At 53.1% G+C, this 17,617-nt stretch carries 19 protein-coding genes; 15 read left to right on the forward strand and 4 right to left on the reverse strand.

Annotated elements, in window-relative coordinates; all coding sequences use genetic code 11:
- Nucleotides 1–70 precede the first annotated feature (70 nt).
- On the forward strand, nt 71–934 hold the full coding sequence (locus KNP75_RS04740) for a DUF1002 domain-containing protein (protein WP_034779979.1): 864 nt from the start codon (nt 71–73) through the stop codon (nt 932–934).
- Between the two features lie 53 nt (nt 935–987).
- Here the strand turns inward: KNP75_RS04740 and KNP75_RS04745 are convergent, their stop codons facing one another.
- Nucleotides 988–1,197, reverse strand: coding sequence for a hypothetical protein (locus KNP75_RS04745; protein WP_034778198.1), 210 nt, complete (start codon nt 1,195–1,197; stop codon nt 988–990).
- A 338-nt stretch (nt 1,198–1,535) separates the two neighbouring features.
- Between KNP75_RS04745 and infC the strand changes: the two genes are divergently transcribed.
- From infC to pheT, 9 genes are all read left to right on the forward strand, one after another.
- On the forward strand, nt 1,536–2,066 hold the full coding sequence (infC, locus tag KNP75_RS04750; protein WP_021065640.1) for a translation initiation factor IF-3: 531 nt from the start codon (nt 1,536–1,538) through the stop codon (nt 2,064–2,066).
- Nucleotides 2,067–2,096: 30 nt separating this feature from the next.
- The gene (rpmI, locus tag KNP75_RS04755; RefSeq protein WP_021065641.1) at nt 2,097–2,291 is read left to right on the forward strand and encodes a 50S ribosomal protein L35; all 195 of its coding nucleotides are present in this window, start codon (nt 2,097–2,099) and stop codon (nt 2,289–2,291) included.
- Between the two features lie 28 nt (nt 2,292–2,319).
- Complete coding sequence (gene rplT / locus KNP75_RS04760) at nt 2,320–2,679, forward strand: 50S ribosomal protein L20 (RefSeq protein WP_021065642.1); 360 nt, start codon at nt 2,320–2,322, stop codon at nt 2,677–2,679.
- 86 nt (nt 2,680–2,765) lie between these two features.
- Nucleotides 2,766–3,020: a hypothetical protein gene (locus KNP75_RS04765; protein WP_034778195.1), complete on the forward strand. Its 255-nt coding sequence runs from the start codon at nt 2,766–2,768 to the stop codon at nt 3,018–3,020.
- Between the two features lie 23 nt (nt 3,021–3,043).
- Entirely contained in the window at nt 3,044–3,526 is a 483-nt protein-coding gene (locus KNP75_RS04770; RefSeq protein ID WP_029595195.1) for a dUTP diphosphatase, read from the forward strand.
- Between the two features lie 25 nt (nt 3,527–3,551).
- Nucleotides 3,552–4,631 carry a M42 family metallopeptidase gene (locus KNP75_RS04775; protein WP_034778191.1) on the forward strand — a complete coding sequence of 360 codons (1,080 nt, stop codon included), beginning with the start codon at nt 3,552–3,554 and terminating at the stop codon, nt 4,629–4,631.
- Between the two features lies 1 nt (nt 4,632).
- Nucleotides 4,633–5,379: a TrmH family RNA methyltransferase gene (locus KNP75_RS04780; protein ID WP_034778188.1), complete on the forward strand. Its 747-nt coding sequence runs from the start codon at nt 4,633–4,635 to the stop codon at nt 5,377–5,379.
- 301 nt (nt 5,380–5,680) lie between these two features.
- Nucleotides 5,681–6,703 (forward strand): phenylalanine--tRNA ligase subunit alpha, encoded by a 1,023-nt coding sequence (gene pheS, locus KNP75_RS04785; protein ID WP_034778187.1) that lies wholly within the window; start codon nt 5,681–5,683, stop codon nt 6,701–6,703.
- Between the two features lie 12 nt (nt 6,704–6,715).
- A complete protein-coding gene (gene pheT, locus KNP75_RS04790; protein WP_215189958.1) occupies nt 6,716–9,091 on the forward strand; it encodes a phenylalanine--tRNA ligase subunit beta in 2,376 nt (791 codons plus the stop codon).
- A gap of 42 nt (nt 9,092–9,133) precedes the next feature.
- Here pheT and KNP75_RS04795 read toward each other — a convergent pair whose 3' ends face one another.
- The 3 genes from KNP75_RS04795 to rnhC form a co-directional block, all read right to left on the reverse strand.
- Nucleotides 9,134–10,156 (reverse strand): PTS sugar transporter subunit IIC, encoded by a 1,023-nt coding sequence (locus KNP75_RS04795; protein ID WP_215189959.1) that lies wholly within the window; start codon nt 10,154–10,156, stop codon nt 9,134–9,136.
- 327 nt (nt 10,157–10,483) lie between these two features.
- On the reverse strand, nt 10,484–11,296 hold the full coding sequence (locus KNP75_RS04800; RefSeq protein WP_138859206.1) for an alpha/beta fold hydrolase: 813 nt from the start codon (nt 11,294–11,296) through the stop codon (nt 10,484–10,486).
- A 72-nt stretch (nt 11,297–11,368) separates the two neighbouring features.
- Nucleotides 11,369–12,280, reverse strand: coding sequence for a ribonuclease HIII (gene rnhC, locus KNP75_RS04805; RefSeq protein WP_215189960.1), 912 nt, complete (start codon nt 12,278–12,280; stop codon nt 11,369–11,371).
- Nucleotides 12,281–12,403: 123 nt separating this feature from the next.
- Between rnhC and KNP75_RS04810 the strand changes: the two genes are divergently transcribed.
- The 5 genes from KNP75_RS04810 to KNP75_RS04830 all read left to right on the forward strand — a co-directional run bounded on the left by KNP75_RS04810 (nt 12,404) and on the right by KNP75_RS04830 (nt 17,594).
- Complete coding sequence (locus KNP75_RS04810; RefSeq protein WP_034778175.1) at nt 12,404–12,805, forward strand: hypothetical protein; 402 nt, start codon at nt 12,404–12,406, stop codon at nt 12,803–12,805.
- Nucleotides 12,805–13,326, forward strand: coding sequence for an NfeD family protein (locus tag KNP75_RS04815; RefSeq protein ID WP_034778172.1), 522 nt, complete (start codon nt 12,805–12,807; stop codon nt 13,324–13,326). The genes KNP75_RS04810 and KNP75_RS04815 overlap by 1 nt, the downstream gene beginning before the upstream one ends.
- 3 nt (nt 13,327–13,329) lie before the next feature.
- A complete protein-coding gene (locus KNP75_RS04820; protein ID WP_034778170.1) occupies nt 13,330–14,844 on the forward strand; it encodes a flotillin lipid rafts scaffold protein FloT in 1,515 nt (504 codons plus the stop codon).
- Nucleotides 14,845–14,982: 138 nt separating this feature from the next.
- Nucleotides 14,983–15,954 carry a BMP family lipoprotein gene (locus KNP75_RS04825; RefSeq protein WP_215189961.1) on the forward strand — a complete coding sequence of 324 codons (972 nt, stop codon included), beginning with the start codon at nt 14,983–14,985 and terminating at the stop codon, nt 15,952–15,954.
- Complete coding sequence (locus tag KNP75_RS04830; RefSeq protein WP_214712729.1) at nt 15,951–17,594, forward strand: methyl-accepting chemotaxis protein; 1,644 nt, start codon at nt 15,951–15,953, stop codon at nt 17,592–17,594. Before KNP75_RS04825 ends, KNP75_RS04830 begins: the two co-directional genes overlap by 4 nt.
- Nucleotides 17,595–17,617: the final 23 nt, after the last annotated feature.

The following is a 17,617-nucleotide window of genomic DNA, read 5'->3' on the forward strand; positions in this document are numbered from 1 at the left end:
CTTGAGACGGATGCGGAAGACTTCACCAAACACGTATGGTAGAAGAAAGGAGTGATTCATCTTGAATTATATGAAACCATTAGTGGCGTTGACGATCGGTTCGGTCGTCGCGACAAGCATGATTCCAAAAGTAAACGCAGAAGCCATCGTCGATGACACGATCGTCACACTCGGAGAGTCGTTATCGGCGAGCCAACGGGACTGGGTGCTCGAACGGGTCGAGGCACCGGCGGGGATTGAGCCGATCATCACGACCGCAGCCGATGAAGATAAATACTTAGGGGACGCCGTCCCTCAGGCGCAGCGCGGCGGGGGGATGTATTCATCAGCCCGCATTAAACTGACCGACGGGACCGGGCTCGATATCAAAACGGAAAACGTGACATGGGTGACCGAAGATATGTATGCGAATGCTCTCGTGACGGCAGGCGTCACGGATGCCGATATTTATATCACGTCGCCGATTCGCGTCACCGGGACGTCGGCGTTGACGGGCATCATGAAAGCCTATGATCAGACGGCCGCGGAGACAGGCATTCAATTGAGCGAGGAACGAAAAGACTTGGCGCAAGAAGAGCTCGCGGTCACCTCTGAGATCGGGAAGACGGTCGGGCAAGAGGACGTGGCCGGACTCATGAACGAGATCAAAGCGGAAATTGCGAATAAGGCACCGGAGACGAACATCGAGATTCGAGATATCGTTATCCAAGTGTTGAATCAAAACAACGTCCAACTGTCTGATACGCAGTTGACGCAATTGACGACGTTGTTCGAGAACATGCAGCAGGCGAACCTCGACTGGGGTGCAATCAGCAATGGGTTACAAGGGGCCGGTCAAGACGTTCAGGCGTTTCTCGAGACCGAGGAAGTCCAAGGCTTCTTCGCCCGTTTGTTCGAAGCGCTCAGCAACTTCTTCAAGTCGTTGACGAATTGAACGGGCTTTGAGTACATGACAAATGGTATTGAAAAAAGGGCCTCGGCCCTTTTTCAATACCATCGTTTATGGATATAGTCGCGAGCAGACTCGTGGTCGTCCACAATCTTCAACGTGATTCGGTTCATCTCTTCTAAAAGGTCTGTCAATACCGCTTCGAGCTTGGCATCACTCACGTCATGGTGGCGCATCGTCTCTTGTACGATGTGTTTGATTTGGTCGTGATAATCATGGTCACCTTTCACTTGCTGTCTCCAAGACACGGCCCATCCCTCCTTTTTTATTTTATTCCCTCGGAAAAGGTATTGCGAAACAACGAAATGACTGTTATCATCATAAAAGTGTGAGCTACCAATTATTCATGCGCGAATTCTTGACATCTTAATCCTATTGGTGTTAAGATGACATAGTGATTAAATACAACAAAGCAGAAGCGCCCGCTTCTCACCTCGTCCGAACAGCTTCGGTCAGGTCCATCATGTACGTGAAGCAGTTGAGCCTTGGTCTCTGCTGACTCCGAAATGATGTGTGGGCGGGAAACTGCCGACGCTTTTTTTATTGCCATGTTGTCTTATCAATCTAAAACTCGTGCAATCGCACGATGGAGGTGCTAACCATTAGCAAAGAGCTCTTTATCAACGAAAACATTCGTGCCCGTGAAGTTCGCTTAATTGGAGCGGACGGTGCACAACTCGGTGTGCAATCGCGTAATGAAGCATTACGTTTAGCAGAAGAGGCTGAACTCGATCTCGTCTTGGTCGCCGATAAAGCTAACCCACCGGTCGCTAAAATCATGGACTATGGGAAATACCGTTTCGAACTCCAGAAAAAGGAGAAAGAAGCGCGTAAAAACCAAAAAGTCATCCAATTGAAAGAAGTACGCCTCAGCCCGACAATCGAGGAAAACGATTTCCAAACGAAATTGCGTAACGCTCGCAAATTCCTTGAAAATGGAAACAAAGTGAAAGCGTCGATCCGTTTCCGCGGACGCGCCATCACACACTCGGAAATCGGCCGACGCGTTATGGAAAAATTGGCGGCGGAATGTGCCGACTTGGCAACAGTTGAGCAAAAGCCGAAGATGGAAGGACGCAGCATGTTCTTAGTGCTGGCTCCGAAGAAAGAAGATTAATCATCGAGTCATAGTGGGGAGGAAATACTCATGCCGAAAATGAAATCGCACCGTGGTGCTTCTAAACGTTTCAAACGTACTGCATCAGGTAAACTCAAGCGTTCACACGCTTACACAAGTCACTTGTTTGGTAACAAATCGACTAAAGCGAAACGTAAGCTCCGTAAAGGTGCTATCGTATCAGCTGGAGACTTCAAACGCATTCGCAACATGATCGCGAAGTAATACAGAAAGAATTTAGGAGGGAAACCATATGCCACGCGTAAAAGGCGGTTATACGACTCGTCAACGTCGTAAAAAGCAAATCAAGCTTGCCAAAGGTTATTTTGGCTCGAAACACATTCTATTTAAAGTAGCAAAACAACAAGTCATGAAGTCACTCATGTACGCTTACCGTGACCGTCGTCAAAAGAAACGTGATTTCCGTCGTCTTTGGATCACACGTATCAATGCGGCAGCACGCACAAACGGCCTCTCATACAGCCGTATGATGCACGGCCTCAAGCTCGCAGGGATCGACATCAACCGTAAGATGCTTGCTGAGCTTGCTGTGACAGATGCACAAGCATTCGCGTCACTTGCTGATACAGCTAAATCAAAATTGAACGCGTAATCGTTCAATCGACAGCGCCGAGACCTTATCTCGGCGCTTTCTTTTTTCAGATTTTTTCCTTAAACTTAAGATAAGGAGGACGTCCTATGGATCAATCAGTCTTAGCCATCGTCGCATTGGCGCTCATCGTCTTGAACGTCTACACCTATTTGCAGGCGAAACGTTACACGCTCGGAGAAGGTGATTTCAACGTCTTGTACGCTTACGCAGGCGGTGCGATCGGTGCTCTGTTCGGACTTCATTTGACGCGTAAAAAGGCGGTTCATGCCCCAAAACGTGTTCAAATACAAGTATTGATTTTGGCAGTCGGCTGGTCTTTAATGATTTTAGTACTGCTTTGAATGGAGAATAGGAGGAGCAACCGGTGAACTGGACAACATTGTTTGATCGGCAGCGTGAATTAGATGAGCGGATCAAAGAAGAACATCAATTATCCGGGAACCAATTTGATGAGCGTTTGCTTGCTTTGCTCGTCGAGCTTGGTGAACTCGCCAATGAGACCCGTAGTTTTAAATTTTGGTCAACGAAGGGCCCGTCGCCTCAAGACGTGATCTTAGAAGAGTATGTCGACGGCATTCATTTCTTATTGTCGCTCGGACTTGCCCTCGGGTATGAACGTGATTCGTTCCCGGCAGGTAGCTCGTATCTTGACGCGACTGACGCTTTTTTAGACGTGTTCCGCAAAGTGACGAACTTTGGTTTGTCGAAGACGGAACCGATGTACGAGACGCTGATGGCGGCTTATCTCGAACTTGGCTATACGCTCGGGATCAATGAAGAGTTGATGGTGATGGCGTATATGGCGAAAAATGAAAAGAACCATGAGCGACAAAATCAAGGTTACTAATCAAAAATCGAAGGAGCGATGCCCCATGAACGAATCATTACATATGTTGAAACGCTTGACGGATGCCACAGGTGTCCCTGGAAATGAAGGTGAAGTCCGCTCACTCATGCGTGAGTATTTAGAACCTCACGTCGAAACGTTCGAACAGGATGGGCTAGGCAGTCTGTTTGGTCGAGTGACGGGCGATGCGGAAGGTCCGCGTGTCATGATTGCCGGTCATATGGACGAAGTCGGGTTCATGGTCACGCGCGTTGAAGAGGGCGGTTTCCTCCGCTTCCAAGCACTCGGCGGCTGGTGGAACCAAGTTCTCCTCGCACAGCGCATGGACGTCGTCACACGCTCGGGAGAGAAAATCCCAGGCGTCATCGGTGCCAAACCACCTCACGTCCTTCCGGTCGAGGCACGCAAGAAGCCGGTTGAGATCAAAGACATGTTCCTTGATATCGGTGCAACGTCGAAAGAACAAGTGGCCGAGTGGGGCATCCGTCCGGGCGATACGGTCGTCCCGCATTGTGAGTTCACGGTCATGAAGAACGAAGATTTCTTGATGGCGAAAGCATGGGATAACCGAATCGGTTGTGCCATCGCGATTGAGGCGGCGAAACGTTTGAAGAACGAACAAGTACCAGGTGTCGTCTACACAGGAGCGACGGTCCAAGAAGAAGTCGGGTTGCGTGGTGCCGTCACGGCCGCCAACTTGGTCAAACCAGACGTCGCCATCGCCGTCGATACAGGCATTCCTGGAGATACGCCAGGAATGACACCGGCAGAAGGATTGTCGAAACTCGGGGAAGGGGTCCAAGTCATCTTCTTTGATGCGACGACCGTCACGAACCCACGCCTCATCGATTTGATTGTCGACGTGGCCAAAGAGAACGACATCAAGTACCAATTGGATTTGACGCCGGGCGGCGGGACAGACGCAGGTCGGTTCCATTTGTCTGGAGTCGGGATGCCGGCCGTCGCGCTCACGGTGCCGGTCCGTTATTTGCATACGAATGTCTCAATCATTCACAAAGCAGATTATGAAGCAGCCGTCGATTTGGTCGTAGCGCTCACGAAACGACTCGACCAAGAAACGGTTCAATGGTTGAAAGAGGGATAATATGACGAAAATCACGTCTACGAAAAGTGAGACGATCAAACGCTTAAAGCGATTGATGACGAAAAAAGGCAGACAAGAGTCCGGGCAATTTTTAGTCGAAGGCGAGCATTTGGTCGACGAGGCGATTCGGGCCGGACGACTCGTTCAGCTGATCATGGGGGAATCGTATACTCCGAAAGGATCGTGGCGCCTCGATGAGATGCCGGTCCTCGAACTATCGGACCATGTGGCCGACCTGTTATCTGAAACGGAGAAGACGCAAGGTGTGTTCGCCGTCGTCAAGATGGCCCCGGTCGAACGGAAGATGAAGCACGTCCTCGTCCTCGATCGGATTCAAGACCCAGGTAACCTCGGGACGATGATTCGCACGGCCGATGCGGCCGGATTTGACACGGTCCTCCTCGGCAAAGGGACGGTCGACCCGTTCAACGCCAAGGTCGTCCGGGCGACGCAAGGTTCGTTGTTCCACGTGAACGTGCGCTCGGTCGATTTGCTCGAGACGCTACCAGAACTGAAGAGCGAAGGCTTCCATGTGTATGGGACCGCACTCGCGAAAGCGACATCTTACGAACAAGTTGACTTCAAGGACAAAGTCGCGCTCGTCATCGGCAATGAGGCGCAAGGCGTCCACAACGACGTACTTGATTTATGTGACACGCGCGTTCATATCCCGGTTCTCGGCGATGCCGAATCATTGAACGCGGCTGTTGCGGCGGGCATCCTCATGTACCGGATCGCATTACAATAATCTTGTCAGCACTGAAAAATCGTGATAGGTTTATAACATCGAACAACATACCGAATAGACGTTGAAAGAGCATAGTACGCGAACTACCGAACGAGTACAGGGAGCATGGGCCGAGACTGCGAGCCGATGCCTTGGTCGGCGCCGAATTCACTCTCGAGTCGTGTTGGAGACAACACCGGGGTAGCATCCCGATATCGATGCTCTCAAGTGGGCCGATTTCGGCCAAGTAGGGTGGTACCGCGATTATTCGTCCCTTCAGTCATCGACTGGAGGGACTTTTTTTGTAGAGGAGGAAATAAGGATGAAAGAACAGTTAGAACAATTACAGCAAGAGGCATTGCATGAGATTCAGGCGGCTTCGTCGCAAAAAGAATTGAACGATGTCCGCATCAAATATTTAGGGAAGAAAGGTCCGATGACCGAGGTGCTTCGTGGGATGGGAAAACTGTCTCCTGAAGAACGTCCGGTCGTCGGAGAGTTGGTCAACACGGTTCGGACGACGATCCAAGACACGTTAGAGGCGCGGATCGAGGAAGTGAAGGCGGTCGAACTTGAAGCGAAACTCGCGGCTGAGACAATCGACGTCACACTACCGGGTCGGACGGCGCTGCCGGGCCATACCCATTTACTTCAACAAATCGTCGATGAGATGGAAGACTTGTTCGTCGGGCTCGGCTATACAATCGCCGAAGGCCCGGAAGTCGAGACAGACCTGTACAACTTTGAGATGCTCAACTTGCCGAAAGACCATCCGGCACGTGATATGCAAGACTCGTTCTATATCACGGATGAGACGCTTCTCCGGACACACACGTCACCAGTTCAGGCCCGGACGATGCTCCAAGCCGACGGGAAACCGATTCGAATCATCTGCCCGGGGAAAGTGTACCGCCGCGACGAAGACGACGCGACACACTCACACCAGTTCATGCAAATCGAGGGGCTTGTCGTCGATGAGCACATCTCGATGGCTGATTTGAAAGGCACGCTCGAAGTGTTCGTCAAGCAATTGTTCGGTGAGACGCGTGAAATTCGTCTTCGCCCGAGCTTCTTCCCGTTCACGGAACCGTCGGTCGAAGTTGATATCTCTTGCTTCAAATGCGGCGGCAAAGGCTGCAACGTCTGTAAGGGAACAGGCTGGATCGAGATTCTCGGAGGCGGCATGGTCCATCCACGCGTTCTCGAGATGGCTGGCTATGACGCCACGAAGATGTCTGGATTCGCATTCGGGATCGGCGTCGAACGGATGGCGATGTTAAAACATGGAGTAGACGATATCCGTCACTTCTATACAAACGATCTACGTTTCATCGAGCAATTCTAAGGGGGAACACATATGTTATTATCGAAAAAATGGTTGAATCAATATATTGATGTATCAGACTTGAGCGGGCAAGAACTCGGAGACTTGATCACGAAGAACGGAATCGAAGTCGAGAGCGTCATCAGCCGCGCTGAAGGATTGTCAGGACTCGTCGTCGGTCGCGTCCTCTCGTGCGAGAAACATCCTGAAGCGGACAAGTTGAACGTGACGACGGTCGATATCGGTGCGGACAGCCCGGTGCAAATCGTCTGCGGCGCACCGAACGTCGCGACCGGACAGCACGTCATCGTGGCGACGGTCGGAGCTCGTCTCCCGGGACTCAAAATTAAGAAAGCGAAACTGCGTGGTGTCGAGTCACAAGGGATGATTTGCTCCCTCGAGGAACTCGGTTTTGAGAAGAAGCAGATTCGTGAAGATGAACAGGACGGCATCCATACGTTCCGTGAATCGGTTGAGGTCGGTGCGGACGTCATCAGCTTACTCGACCTTGACGACGAAGTGATCGAGCTCGGGTTGACACCGAACCGCTCGGATTGCTTGAGCCTATACGGAATCATCCATGAAGTCGCGGCCATTCTCGAGCGTCCTTACACGCTTCCGTCGGCAGATGTGACGACTGACGCACCAAACGCGGTCAGTGTCCGTCTTGAGACAGACAACTGCCCGTACTACGCGACACGTCGCGTCGATGGTGTCACAATCGGAGATTCGCCACAATGGCTGAAGAACGTCTTGATTGCCGAAGGTGTCCGGCCGATCAACAACGTCGTCGATGTGACGAACTATGTCATGCTCGAGCTCGGCCAGCCGCTACATGCGTTCGATACGGCAAAACTCGGGACGACGATTGCTGTCCGTCAAGCGCATGACGGCGAAGAAATCGTCACGCTCGATGACGTGACGCGCACGCTCGATGCCTCGATGATGGTCATCACGGACGGTGAACGTCCTGTCGCCATTGCCGGCGTCATGGGCGGTGCGAACACAGAAGTCGATGCGACGACGTCGAGTATCATCCTCGAGTCGGCCTACTTCGTACCGGCATCGGTCCGGAAGACGAGCCGTACGCTCGGATTGCGTTCGGATTCGAGTGCCCGCTTTGAAAAAGGAGTCGACCCGGCACGGTTGCAACTGGCCCTCGACCGTGCCGCCGAGCTCATCGTCGAAGTGAGCGGTGGCACGATCAGCGACATCGTCGTCGCTGGGGACAAAGCTTCAGCGGCCCGGACGATCGATGTCTCGGTCGCCTATATCAACCATCGCCTCGGGATGGACCTCGAACAAGCGACGATCGTCCGCATTTTGGAGCGGCTCGGTCTCGACGTGACCGGAGACGAGACGTTGACGGTCCACGTACCGTCACGCCGGCCTGACTTGGAACTACCGGCCGACATCACGGAAGAAGTGGCGCGCCTCTATGGGTATGACAGTCTGCCGTCGACACTCCCGGCGTCGCGTTCAAAAGGGTACCTCCCACGAGAGAACGTGTTACGTCGCCGAGTTCGTCGTGTCCTTCAAGGGACAGGATTGTCGCAAGCGATCACGTACTCGCTCACGAGCGTCGGACACGCCGCACGCTTCAGTGGGGAAGGCTCGGACAAAGTTAACTTGGCGATGCCGATGAGCGAAGAGCGCTCAGTGCTCCGGACCTCACTGGTCCCAGGTCTCCTCGAAGCGGCGCGATACAACACGTCACGCCAACAAGCGAATGTGCGCTTGTATGAAACAGGGCGCGTCTACGTGGAAGAAGGCGAGACGTTACCACGCGAAACGGAACGCGTCGCCGGTGTATTGACGGGGCTTTGGTACGACCATCGCTCGCAAGGCACACGCGTCCCGGTCGACTATTTTGTCGCCAAAGGCATCGTCGATACGCTGTTGCATGCACTTCGCATCGACGCGACGTATGAGGCGGCGACGATTGCGGATATGCATCCGGGCCGGACTGCGAACGTCCTCGTGGACGGACGTGTCATCGGCTATGTCGGACAAGTCCATCCGGGCGTGTCAAAAGAAACGTACGGTTTGAAAGAAGTGTACGTATTCGAGCTCGACTTGGATGTGTTGCATCAGACGGCACAACTCGTCTACGAAGACGTGCCACGTTTCCCATCGATTTCACGCGACTTGGCACTCGTCTTGAAGCGGGATATCCCGGCGGGTCAAGTCGAAGCAACGATTAAACAGGCTGCCGGACCGCTCTTGATCGACCTCGCCTTGTTCGATGTCTATGTCGGAGAGAACGTAGGAGACGATGAAAAATCAATCGCCTTCTCACTCAAATATCAAGACCCGACGCGGACGCTTCAAGATGAAGAAGTGACGGCGTCGTATGAAGCAATCCTTGCAGCCGTTCAAGCGGCCCACGGCGCAGAAGTTCGCGCCTAACCTAAAAAAGGTGTCCACCACGTGTGGACACCTTTTTTGAGTTTACTGGACCTCGAGAGCCAAGTCGCCGAACTTCGTCCAACCGACGAGGCATGTCACTTTATACAACAGGAGCGTGATGACGGCCGGGAGGACGACACCCGTTCCGACGAAGATGAGGAACGCGTCCATTCCTTGCGCGGCAAGGATGTTGAGCGGGGCGATCAACGAGTTGAGGCCGAGCCCTGCGATCTCGTAGGGGACCTCGAGCGAGAAGACGAGCGTCGCGATCGGAGCGCTGATCATCGCCGCGATAAAAGGTGGCATGACGACGCGAGGGTTTTTGACGACGTTCGGGAACTGCACTTTCGGTGTGACGAAAAACGAGGCGACCAACCCGCCCGGATCCGTTTGGCGATACGCCATAAGGGTGAAGCCGACGAACTGGGCCGTACATCCAATCAACGCGGCGGCGCTGGCGACCGGGTCGAGCTGGAGCGCGATGGCGAGTGCGGCCGATGAAGCCGGAGACATGAGCATGACACTGAAGACGAGCGCGATGACGAGCGATGTCGCGATTGGCGATGTATTGACCGAAGCGGTGATGCTCGCACTGATCGAGTTGATGAGCGGTGTCGTGACGGCTGCTGCCCCGCCCCCGACGATCCCGCCGCCGAGGACGGCTGTGACCGGGACGACCATCATGTCGAACTTCGTCTTGCCGAGGACACGTTTACCAAGCCAAACCGCAGCCGCGGCCGCGATTAAAGCACTGATCGGTTGACCAGGTACGAGCACGAGCCCGCTCTCGGTCGGTTGGAGCGCCGCACCACCGACGGTTGCCGCAATCATCGCACTGAACAAAACGAGGGTATTGCCGCCGAGCTGGTAGGCGACACCGGCACCGAGTGCCGGGGCGAGCAACGATTTCGCGACTTGGCCGATCAAGACGAGTGTCTCGATTCCGGCCATCTTCCCAATCGTTTCAATCAAGAGTCCGACCCCGAGCGTGACGAGGACGGCGCTTGCCATTCCTGCTGATATTTTGATCATCCGATCCATTGCGTACTGTTTCACTTCCATCATCTCCTCTATGTGTATCGTTCCAATAAAAAAACCTATCCAGATTGGATAGGCGCGTCGGTCAAACCATGAGCGCCTCGTCCGAAACCATCGAAACAAGGGCCCAAAAATTCGTCTCGGTCATCGAGTCGATTTTCAGTCCCTCAGTCGAATAATAATCAGTAGGCCGTGTTGTGCATGGGTTTTCATCAGTGCCAGCTCCTCCGTTTGTTAAGATTTGTCTAAGAGTAACACGATATTTTTCAATAATCAATATTTTCTGAAAATTTCTTTGAAAAAAATTGAAAACCGCTCAAAAAGAAAGACGGCCCCGTGCAGGACCGTCTTTCTTTAAGATGTGCTGGCGGCGAGTGAGCCGACTTGTTGATCGATGAACGCCATCGAGATCGAATTGAAGTGATCGGGTTGGTCGACGTTGACGACGTGACCCGAGTCCGAGACGACCTGGACGCGAGCCGTCGGTTGATGTTTCGCGGTCCGTTCGACAGCTTCAAGGAACATGTAGTCCTCATCACCCATAATATAGAGAATCGGTACGTTCGTCTCGATTGATGAGAAGTGACGAAGCAACGGATTCATATTCTCGGTCATCTTGAACCAGCGGATGAACTCGCGCTGGCATAGGTTGGCCGCGTCGCGGACGAACATCATCCGTGATTTTTTATGACGTTTTTTCGGTAACAAGATCCACGCGAACAACTGATACAGCCACATGTACGGCACGAAGCTCTGCACGAGACTGCCAAGTCGAATCAACAACGTCGAGCGGACGTTGAACTTGACGATGGCCCCACCGAGCACGACGGAAGCGATTCGTTCCGGATGGTGCTCGAACATCGCCTGGATGACGATTGTCCCGAGCGACAGGCCGACCATATGTCCTTTTTCAATCTTCAAATGATCCATGACTTCGACGACGTCTTCGACGACGACGTCGAGCGTATATGCGTTCAGCGGTTGGTTCAACGACTGTTCTTCGTTGTACGAGCCGCCGTGTCCACGGAGATCGAGCAAGAGCACGTTATATTTTTTTTTGAACGGCCGAATTTGACGATACCAATGCGACAGACTTCCACCGGCGCCATGGATGAAGATGACCCAAGGATGGTCGTCGCTTAAAGTGTACGTTTTATAATGCAACATGAACGCTATCCTCCAAAAATTTTTAAGTTCATTAAACCCTAAAATTAATATACCATATCTTCGAAGTGAGGACTATCGTTTCAGCTCACTCAAACGGAGCGCTTTCTTCGTGTTGGCAAAGTGGACTTTCGCCACTTCGTTCAAACGTTCTTGACCGTAACGGATGATCAACGCGGCAGCGACTTGATCGACTTTGGCACCGGCCCCTTTCGGTAACGTGACCCCGAGTGTCGCACTTAACTTGTCCATTTCTTTTAAGAACAAGGCCCGGGCGAGAATCGAGGCGGCGGCCACGGCGACGTGCAGTCCTTCCGCTTTCGTTGAGAAATAGACGTCGTCTTTGACGACCACCTTTTCAGATCGCAAATGGTTGTAGTAGACGTTCTTTTCAGCGAACTGATCGATTAAAATCGCGTCCGGTGTCGCATCGAGCTTCTGTAATAAGGCCGACAAGGCGGCATTATGAGCGATGGCCGTCATCTTACCTTGTGTCATCGTCCGTTGCATCTTATTATACGCCGGATTGTGCAGCGTCGCTTTCTGATAGGTGATGGTGACATGTAAATCTTTGGCGATGCGGACGATCTCTGTATCGGACAACAGTTTTGAGTCTTTGACCCCGAGCTCTTTGACAAGGGCGATTTTCTCTTTCGGCACATAGGCGGCGACGACGACGAGCGGTCCGAAATAATCTCCTTTTCCGACTTCATCGCTCCCGATGACAGACCAGTCCGAAAAGCCTTCCGGTAGAACGGTTTTAGGCACACTTGGTTCTTTTTTTATACTCGTTCCCCATTTTGCGGCCTCGCTGTCGGCATCGTGTCCTTGGAACATGACTTTACCCGAATTGTAGACCGTAATCACACACTGAGGTGTTTTGGCACTGAATCGTGCATGGGGCGGTGGATTGACCGCGTGGGCCCGATAACTCGCGATGAGTTCTTCTTGGGCCGCGGTCGACAATTTGATGACTTGATTGCCCAACGTGAGCACTTCCTTTCTAACTCTAGCAAATCAATCTTACATTTTTTTTAGATATTTTGAAACCAAAGTTTCGCTCTAAACGTATAGACAAGTGAGTAAAGAAAGAAGTGAGGTGAGTCGGAGATGTGGTGGCGCGATGACACGGATGAAGATGAGGCGGGATCTCTCTATAAACATATTCTCGAGCTAGAGGCTAGGATTGCGAAGCTGATCGCCCATCAAGTCAGGGTGCGTCGCCTGCTGATGCAAGAATCGTCGGCCGCGGCGACCGAACAAATCATTGCGCTGCAAGCGGAAGTCGATCATTTTTTATCGCTATTGCGACAAGAGCGAGCGGAAGCGGTCGATCGCTACGACCGCTTGCGTCTCGAACAGACGTTAGGACGTGTGCGGCAGGTGGTCGATCAACCGACCCGGCCTTTGTCCGAATGGGACACGATCGAGCAAGCACTCGCACTCGAAGTCGAACATTTGCGTCGTGTTCTTTCCTATGAACGACAGCGTCGCGCCGAGGAGGAGTGGTAATGGAATCGTTAGATCAGCTGTATTGGTGGGTACTCATCATCGCCGGTCTCGGTACATTTTTGTACATGTTATTTTCAGATGCGTTTGATTTATTCGATGGTTGGTTCAATCCAGCGGTCATCCTGTCATTTTTAGCACTCGGTGCGGGCATCGGCCTCATTTTGAACGCTCTCGCCCATGTGTCCCCGATGATCGGGCTCGCCGTCGCACTCGTCGGATCGTTCGCGCTCACGACGCTCCTGTACTTATTCGTCCTCTTGCCGTTATCGAACGCGGAAGAATCGATCGGGATGACCGATGAATCGCTCGTCGGACTTGTCGGACGGTTGACCGTCCCCGTTCCGGAAGGCGGTTACGGGGAAGTACTCGTCGAATCGGTCATCGGTTCGATTTTAAAGACGGCTCAAAGTGTGGACGGCAAAGCGATTCCGAGTGATCGACGGGTCATCATCATCGAAGTCGAACGAAACATTGCGGTCGTCATGGAATATGACGAGCCGACAATCCGAAAGGAGTTTTAACTTATGAGCACAGCCATATTAGCCAGTATTATCGTCGGGGTGATTTTGCTCGCCTTGATTTTCGTCTTCGTGTTGAAGTATCGCACGGTCGGACCAGATGAGGCGCTCATCGTCACCGGCAGTTACTTAGGGAAAAAGAACGTCCATAGCGACGCGTCGGGCAACCGTGTAAAGATTATCCGCGGGGGCGGAACGTTCGTCTTGCCGGTGTTCCAGCAGGCGGAACCGCTCAGCCTTCTTTCGAGCAAACTTGAAGTGACGACGCCGGAAGTGTACACCGAGCAAGGCGTACCGGTCATGGCGGACGGTACGGCCATCATCAAAATCGGTGGCTCGATCAGCGAGATCGCCACGGCGGCCGAGCAGTTCCTCGGCAAACCGAAAATCGAACGCGAGAACGAGGCGAAAGAAGTGCTCGAAGGTCACCTCCGTTCCATCCTCGGTTCGATGACAGTTGAAGAGATTTATAAGAACCGCGATAAGTTCTCACAAGAAGTCCAACGCGTCGCCTCACAAGACTTGGCGAAAATGGGGCTCGTCATCGTGTCGTTCACGATTAAAGATGTTCGTGACAAGAACGGCTATCTCGAATCACTCGGGAAACCACGAATCGCGCAAGTGAAACGCGATGCTGATATCGCAACGGCCGAAGCGGACAAAGAGACACGCATCAAACAAGCAGAAGCGATGAAAGACGCGAAGAAAGCTGAACTCGAACGGGCTTCGGAAATCGCAGAAGCCGAGAAAGAGAACCAGCTCCGCATCGCCGCCTATCGTCGTGAGCAAGACGTCGCCAAGGCCCGGGCCGACCAAGCGTATGAACTTGAAGAAGCCCGCGCCAAACAAGAAGTCACCGAGCAACAGATGCAAGTCCAAATCATCGAGCGTCAAAAGCAAATCGAGCTCGAAGAGAAAGAAATCATGCGTCGTGAGAAACAATACGATTCAGAAGTGAAGAAAAAGGCCGACGCCGACCGCTATGCGATCGAACAGTCAGCGGAAGCCGACAAGGCACGTCAAATCGCCTCGGCCGATGCCGAGAAATATCGTATCGAAGCGGAAGCGAAAGCTGACGCCGAACGCGTTCGACTCGCCGGTGTGGCCGAAGCGGACTCGGAACGGGCCAAAGGGGAAGCCGAAGCCGAGATTATCCGCTTGACGGGTCTCGCCGAAGCCGAAGCGAAACAAAAAATCGCCGAAGCGTTCGAACAGTATGGACAGGCTGCCATTCTCGACATGGTCGTCAAGATGCTTCCGGACTACGCGAAACAGATTGCAGCACCGCTTGGCAATATCGACAAGATCACGGTCGTCGATACGGGCAGCGGCAAAGATGGGGGTGCCGGCAAAGTCACAGGCTACGCTACAGACTTGATGGCATCGCTCCAACAGACGCTCAAAGCGTCGTCAGGAATCGACATGAAAGATTTACTCGACAATTTTGCCGGGAAAGGCAACGTCCAGCCGAGCGCGAATCGCGAATTGAGCGAATCGACGTTCGCCGCGACCGAAGAGTGAGCCGAGAGCCACAGACAATCGTCTGTGGCTTTTTTGTTTCGTGCGGATTCCTCTAAATTTGATAGGAAAGACTTCAAACTCGATCGGTTTCTGACGATAAGGGAGATGTCAGACCATTAGAGAGAGGAAGTAGCTATTATGAAGAAATCACTCATCATCGGCTTGTTGGCCGCATGTGTGACTTGGTTGCCCGGTTGTCAGTCTGTCATCGACCAACCGGAACAAACCGTGGAAACACGTCAATCGATGGGCGTCGTCTTGTCCGATGTTGGTCTCGGGGACCAATCGTTCAGCGACGCGGCGATGCGCGGCATGGGGCAACTCCGGGAGACAGGGAAATGGTTCGTCGACTATCGCGAGCTTGCCGAGACGGAGACATATAAAGCGGGGTTCGAACAGCTCGTCGCGGACGGACATGATGTTATCATCGGTCTTGGTTTCGCATGTCAGACGGATCTTGAAGCGGTGGCGGCCGAACATCCAGAGCAACAGTTCGCGTTGATTGATGCCGTATCGACGTTACCGAACGTCATCTCGGTGACGTTCCAAGAGACGGAAGGCAGTGCACTCGCCGGGGCAGTCGCGGGGCTCGAGACGGAATCGAATAAAATCGGTTTCATCGGGGGTGTCGACAACGAGCTGATTCAAAAATTCGGGACCGGCTTCGAGCTCGGTGCAAAAGGCGTGAATGAAGACGTAACGATGCTCGTCGATTACGCCAACGATTTTGCCTCGCCTGAAATCGGACGTAAGTTGGCAGAGAAACAGATTGAAGCCGGAGCGGACGTGCTGTACGCCGCTGCAGGACTGACAGGGGTCGGTGTCTTAGAAGCAGCGGAACGGAACGGCGTGAAAGCGATTGGCGTCGATAGCGACCAATCGATGATCGCACCGGACGCGGTCATCACGTCGATGTTGAAACAAGTCGATTTGGCCATCGTCGAAATCGCGGATCGGGTCGAAGCGAAGGCGTTCAACGCTCACGTCGAACTCGGGATCGATCAAGGCGGTGTCGGTTTGGCCGCTCTTCGTCGTGTCCAATGGGATGACGACGAGACAAAACGGTTCGAGTCGTTTCAGAAACAGTTGATGGAGGGGACGCTGAAATGAGCTTACGGAAACGGTTCATCTTTTCGACCGTGTTCACGGTCTTATTGATTGTCTTGATGATGAGTTATGTCTTGTCGACGTTGAATCGTCTGCAAACTTATAACGAGCAGTACGGCACCCAGATGATTGAGTTGTCCCAACTCGAGACGTCGCTCTTGCAGGAGCAGTCCCTTTGGACCTCGCTCGGTGAGCAGATGAGCCAATCGACGCTCACGCAGCTCGAGCGGATTCGGACGACAAACACGGAGACGTTTACGACATTGAAACAGACGTATCTTATTCCTGAATTTGCGAACCACCTCGAACGTGCGACGATGAAGTATGAGCGAATCGGAGCCGAGGTCGAGGCGGCCGAGGCCGGCGGAATCGCCGCCCGGATTCAAGCGGCGAAGCTTGAAGGGGTATTGAACGATGTGAATACGCTCCTCTTGAAAAATGGAACATTCTACGAGGCGTTACAAGCCGAGGCGGCGAGTGAGACGAAACGTCTCCTGCTCGTGTCCGTATTGTTGACGGTCTTTGTCATCGTCGCACTCAGTGTATACAACTTCTTCTTCGCCCGCTCGATCACCCACCCGCTCGAACGTAACGTCGAGGCGGCGGAAGCGATCGCGGCCGGACGATTGATCACGCTGCCGGATTCGACGCGACGTGATGAGATCGGACGCTTAGAACGAGCGATGCGGGAAATGACGATGTCGCTCCAGACGGTCATCGGTTCCATCCGTGTCACGTCGATGAAAGTGAACGATATGACAGAGACGGCGGCTGCTGAGAACGAGGCCGTGGTCAGTACGACATCGAACATCACGAATGCGGTCGATGAGATGGCGAACGGGGCCCAGTCGATTGCGACCGAACTGCAAGAGACACTTGAATCGGTCGGCATCATGGCGACCTCGTTCGAGACAAGTTTGAACCAGACGAAGCAGACGACCGAACAGACGTCTGAGATGACACGCGAAGTCGCGGCCGGCATCGAGACGTTGACGGACCAGGAAGCGATTTTAGCACGTTCGAGCGAACGTAACGCATCGCTCGTCAACCGGATGGATGATTTCGCCCGGAAAACAGAAGAAATCGAAAAAATGGCGAAGCTCGTGGAAGATGTCGCCGCCCAGACGAACTTGCTCGCCTTGAATGCGGCCATCGAGGCTGCACGGGCAGGGGAGGCAGGACGAGGTTTTGCAGTCGTCGCCAGCGAAGTGAAGAAATTGGCCGAGGAGAGCAACGTGGCGACACGTTCCATCTTTGGTGTCGTCCAGACAATCCGGGACGAGGTCGTCCGCTTGACGGACATGGTCGAAGAGTCGAGTCGGGAACAGACGGCACAGCTCGAGGCGTTCGGAATGACGAAGCAGGCGTTCAACCGAATCCATGACCGCACGGACCACGTCGCCTCGTTTGTCAGTACGATTGAACGCGAGATGGTCGCGTCGAGTTCAGAAGTGACGAACGTCTTGAAACGGGTTGAAGAAGTGAGCGGTGTCACCGAGGAACTTGCAGCGGGGAACGAAGAAGTCGCAGCCTCGATGAAAGAGCAGCAAGCGAGCTTCGATCAGATTTTCGCTTTGATGCAAGAGTTAGAAGGGCAAGCCGCGGCACTCGCGAGCCAAGTCCAACATTTTGAAGAGCACTGAGACAAGTTTCGGCTTGTCTCTTT

The sequence above is a fragment of the Exiguobacterium sp. s6 genome (assembly GCF_018618155.1).
In the GTDB taxonomy this organism is placed as follows: Bacteria; Bacillota; Bacilli; order Exiguobacteriales; family Exiguobacteriaceae; genus Exiguobacterium; species Exiguobacterium mexicanum_A.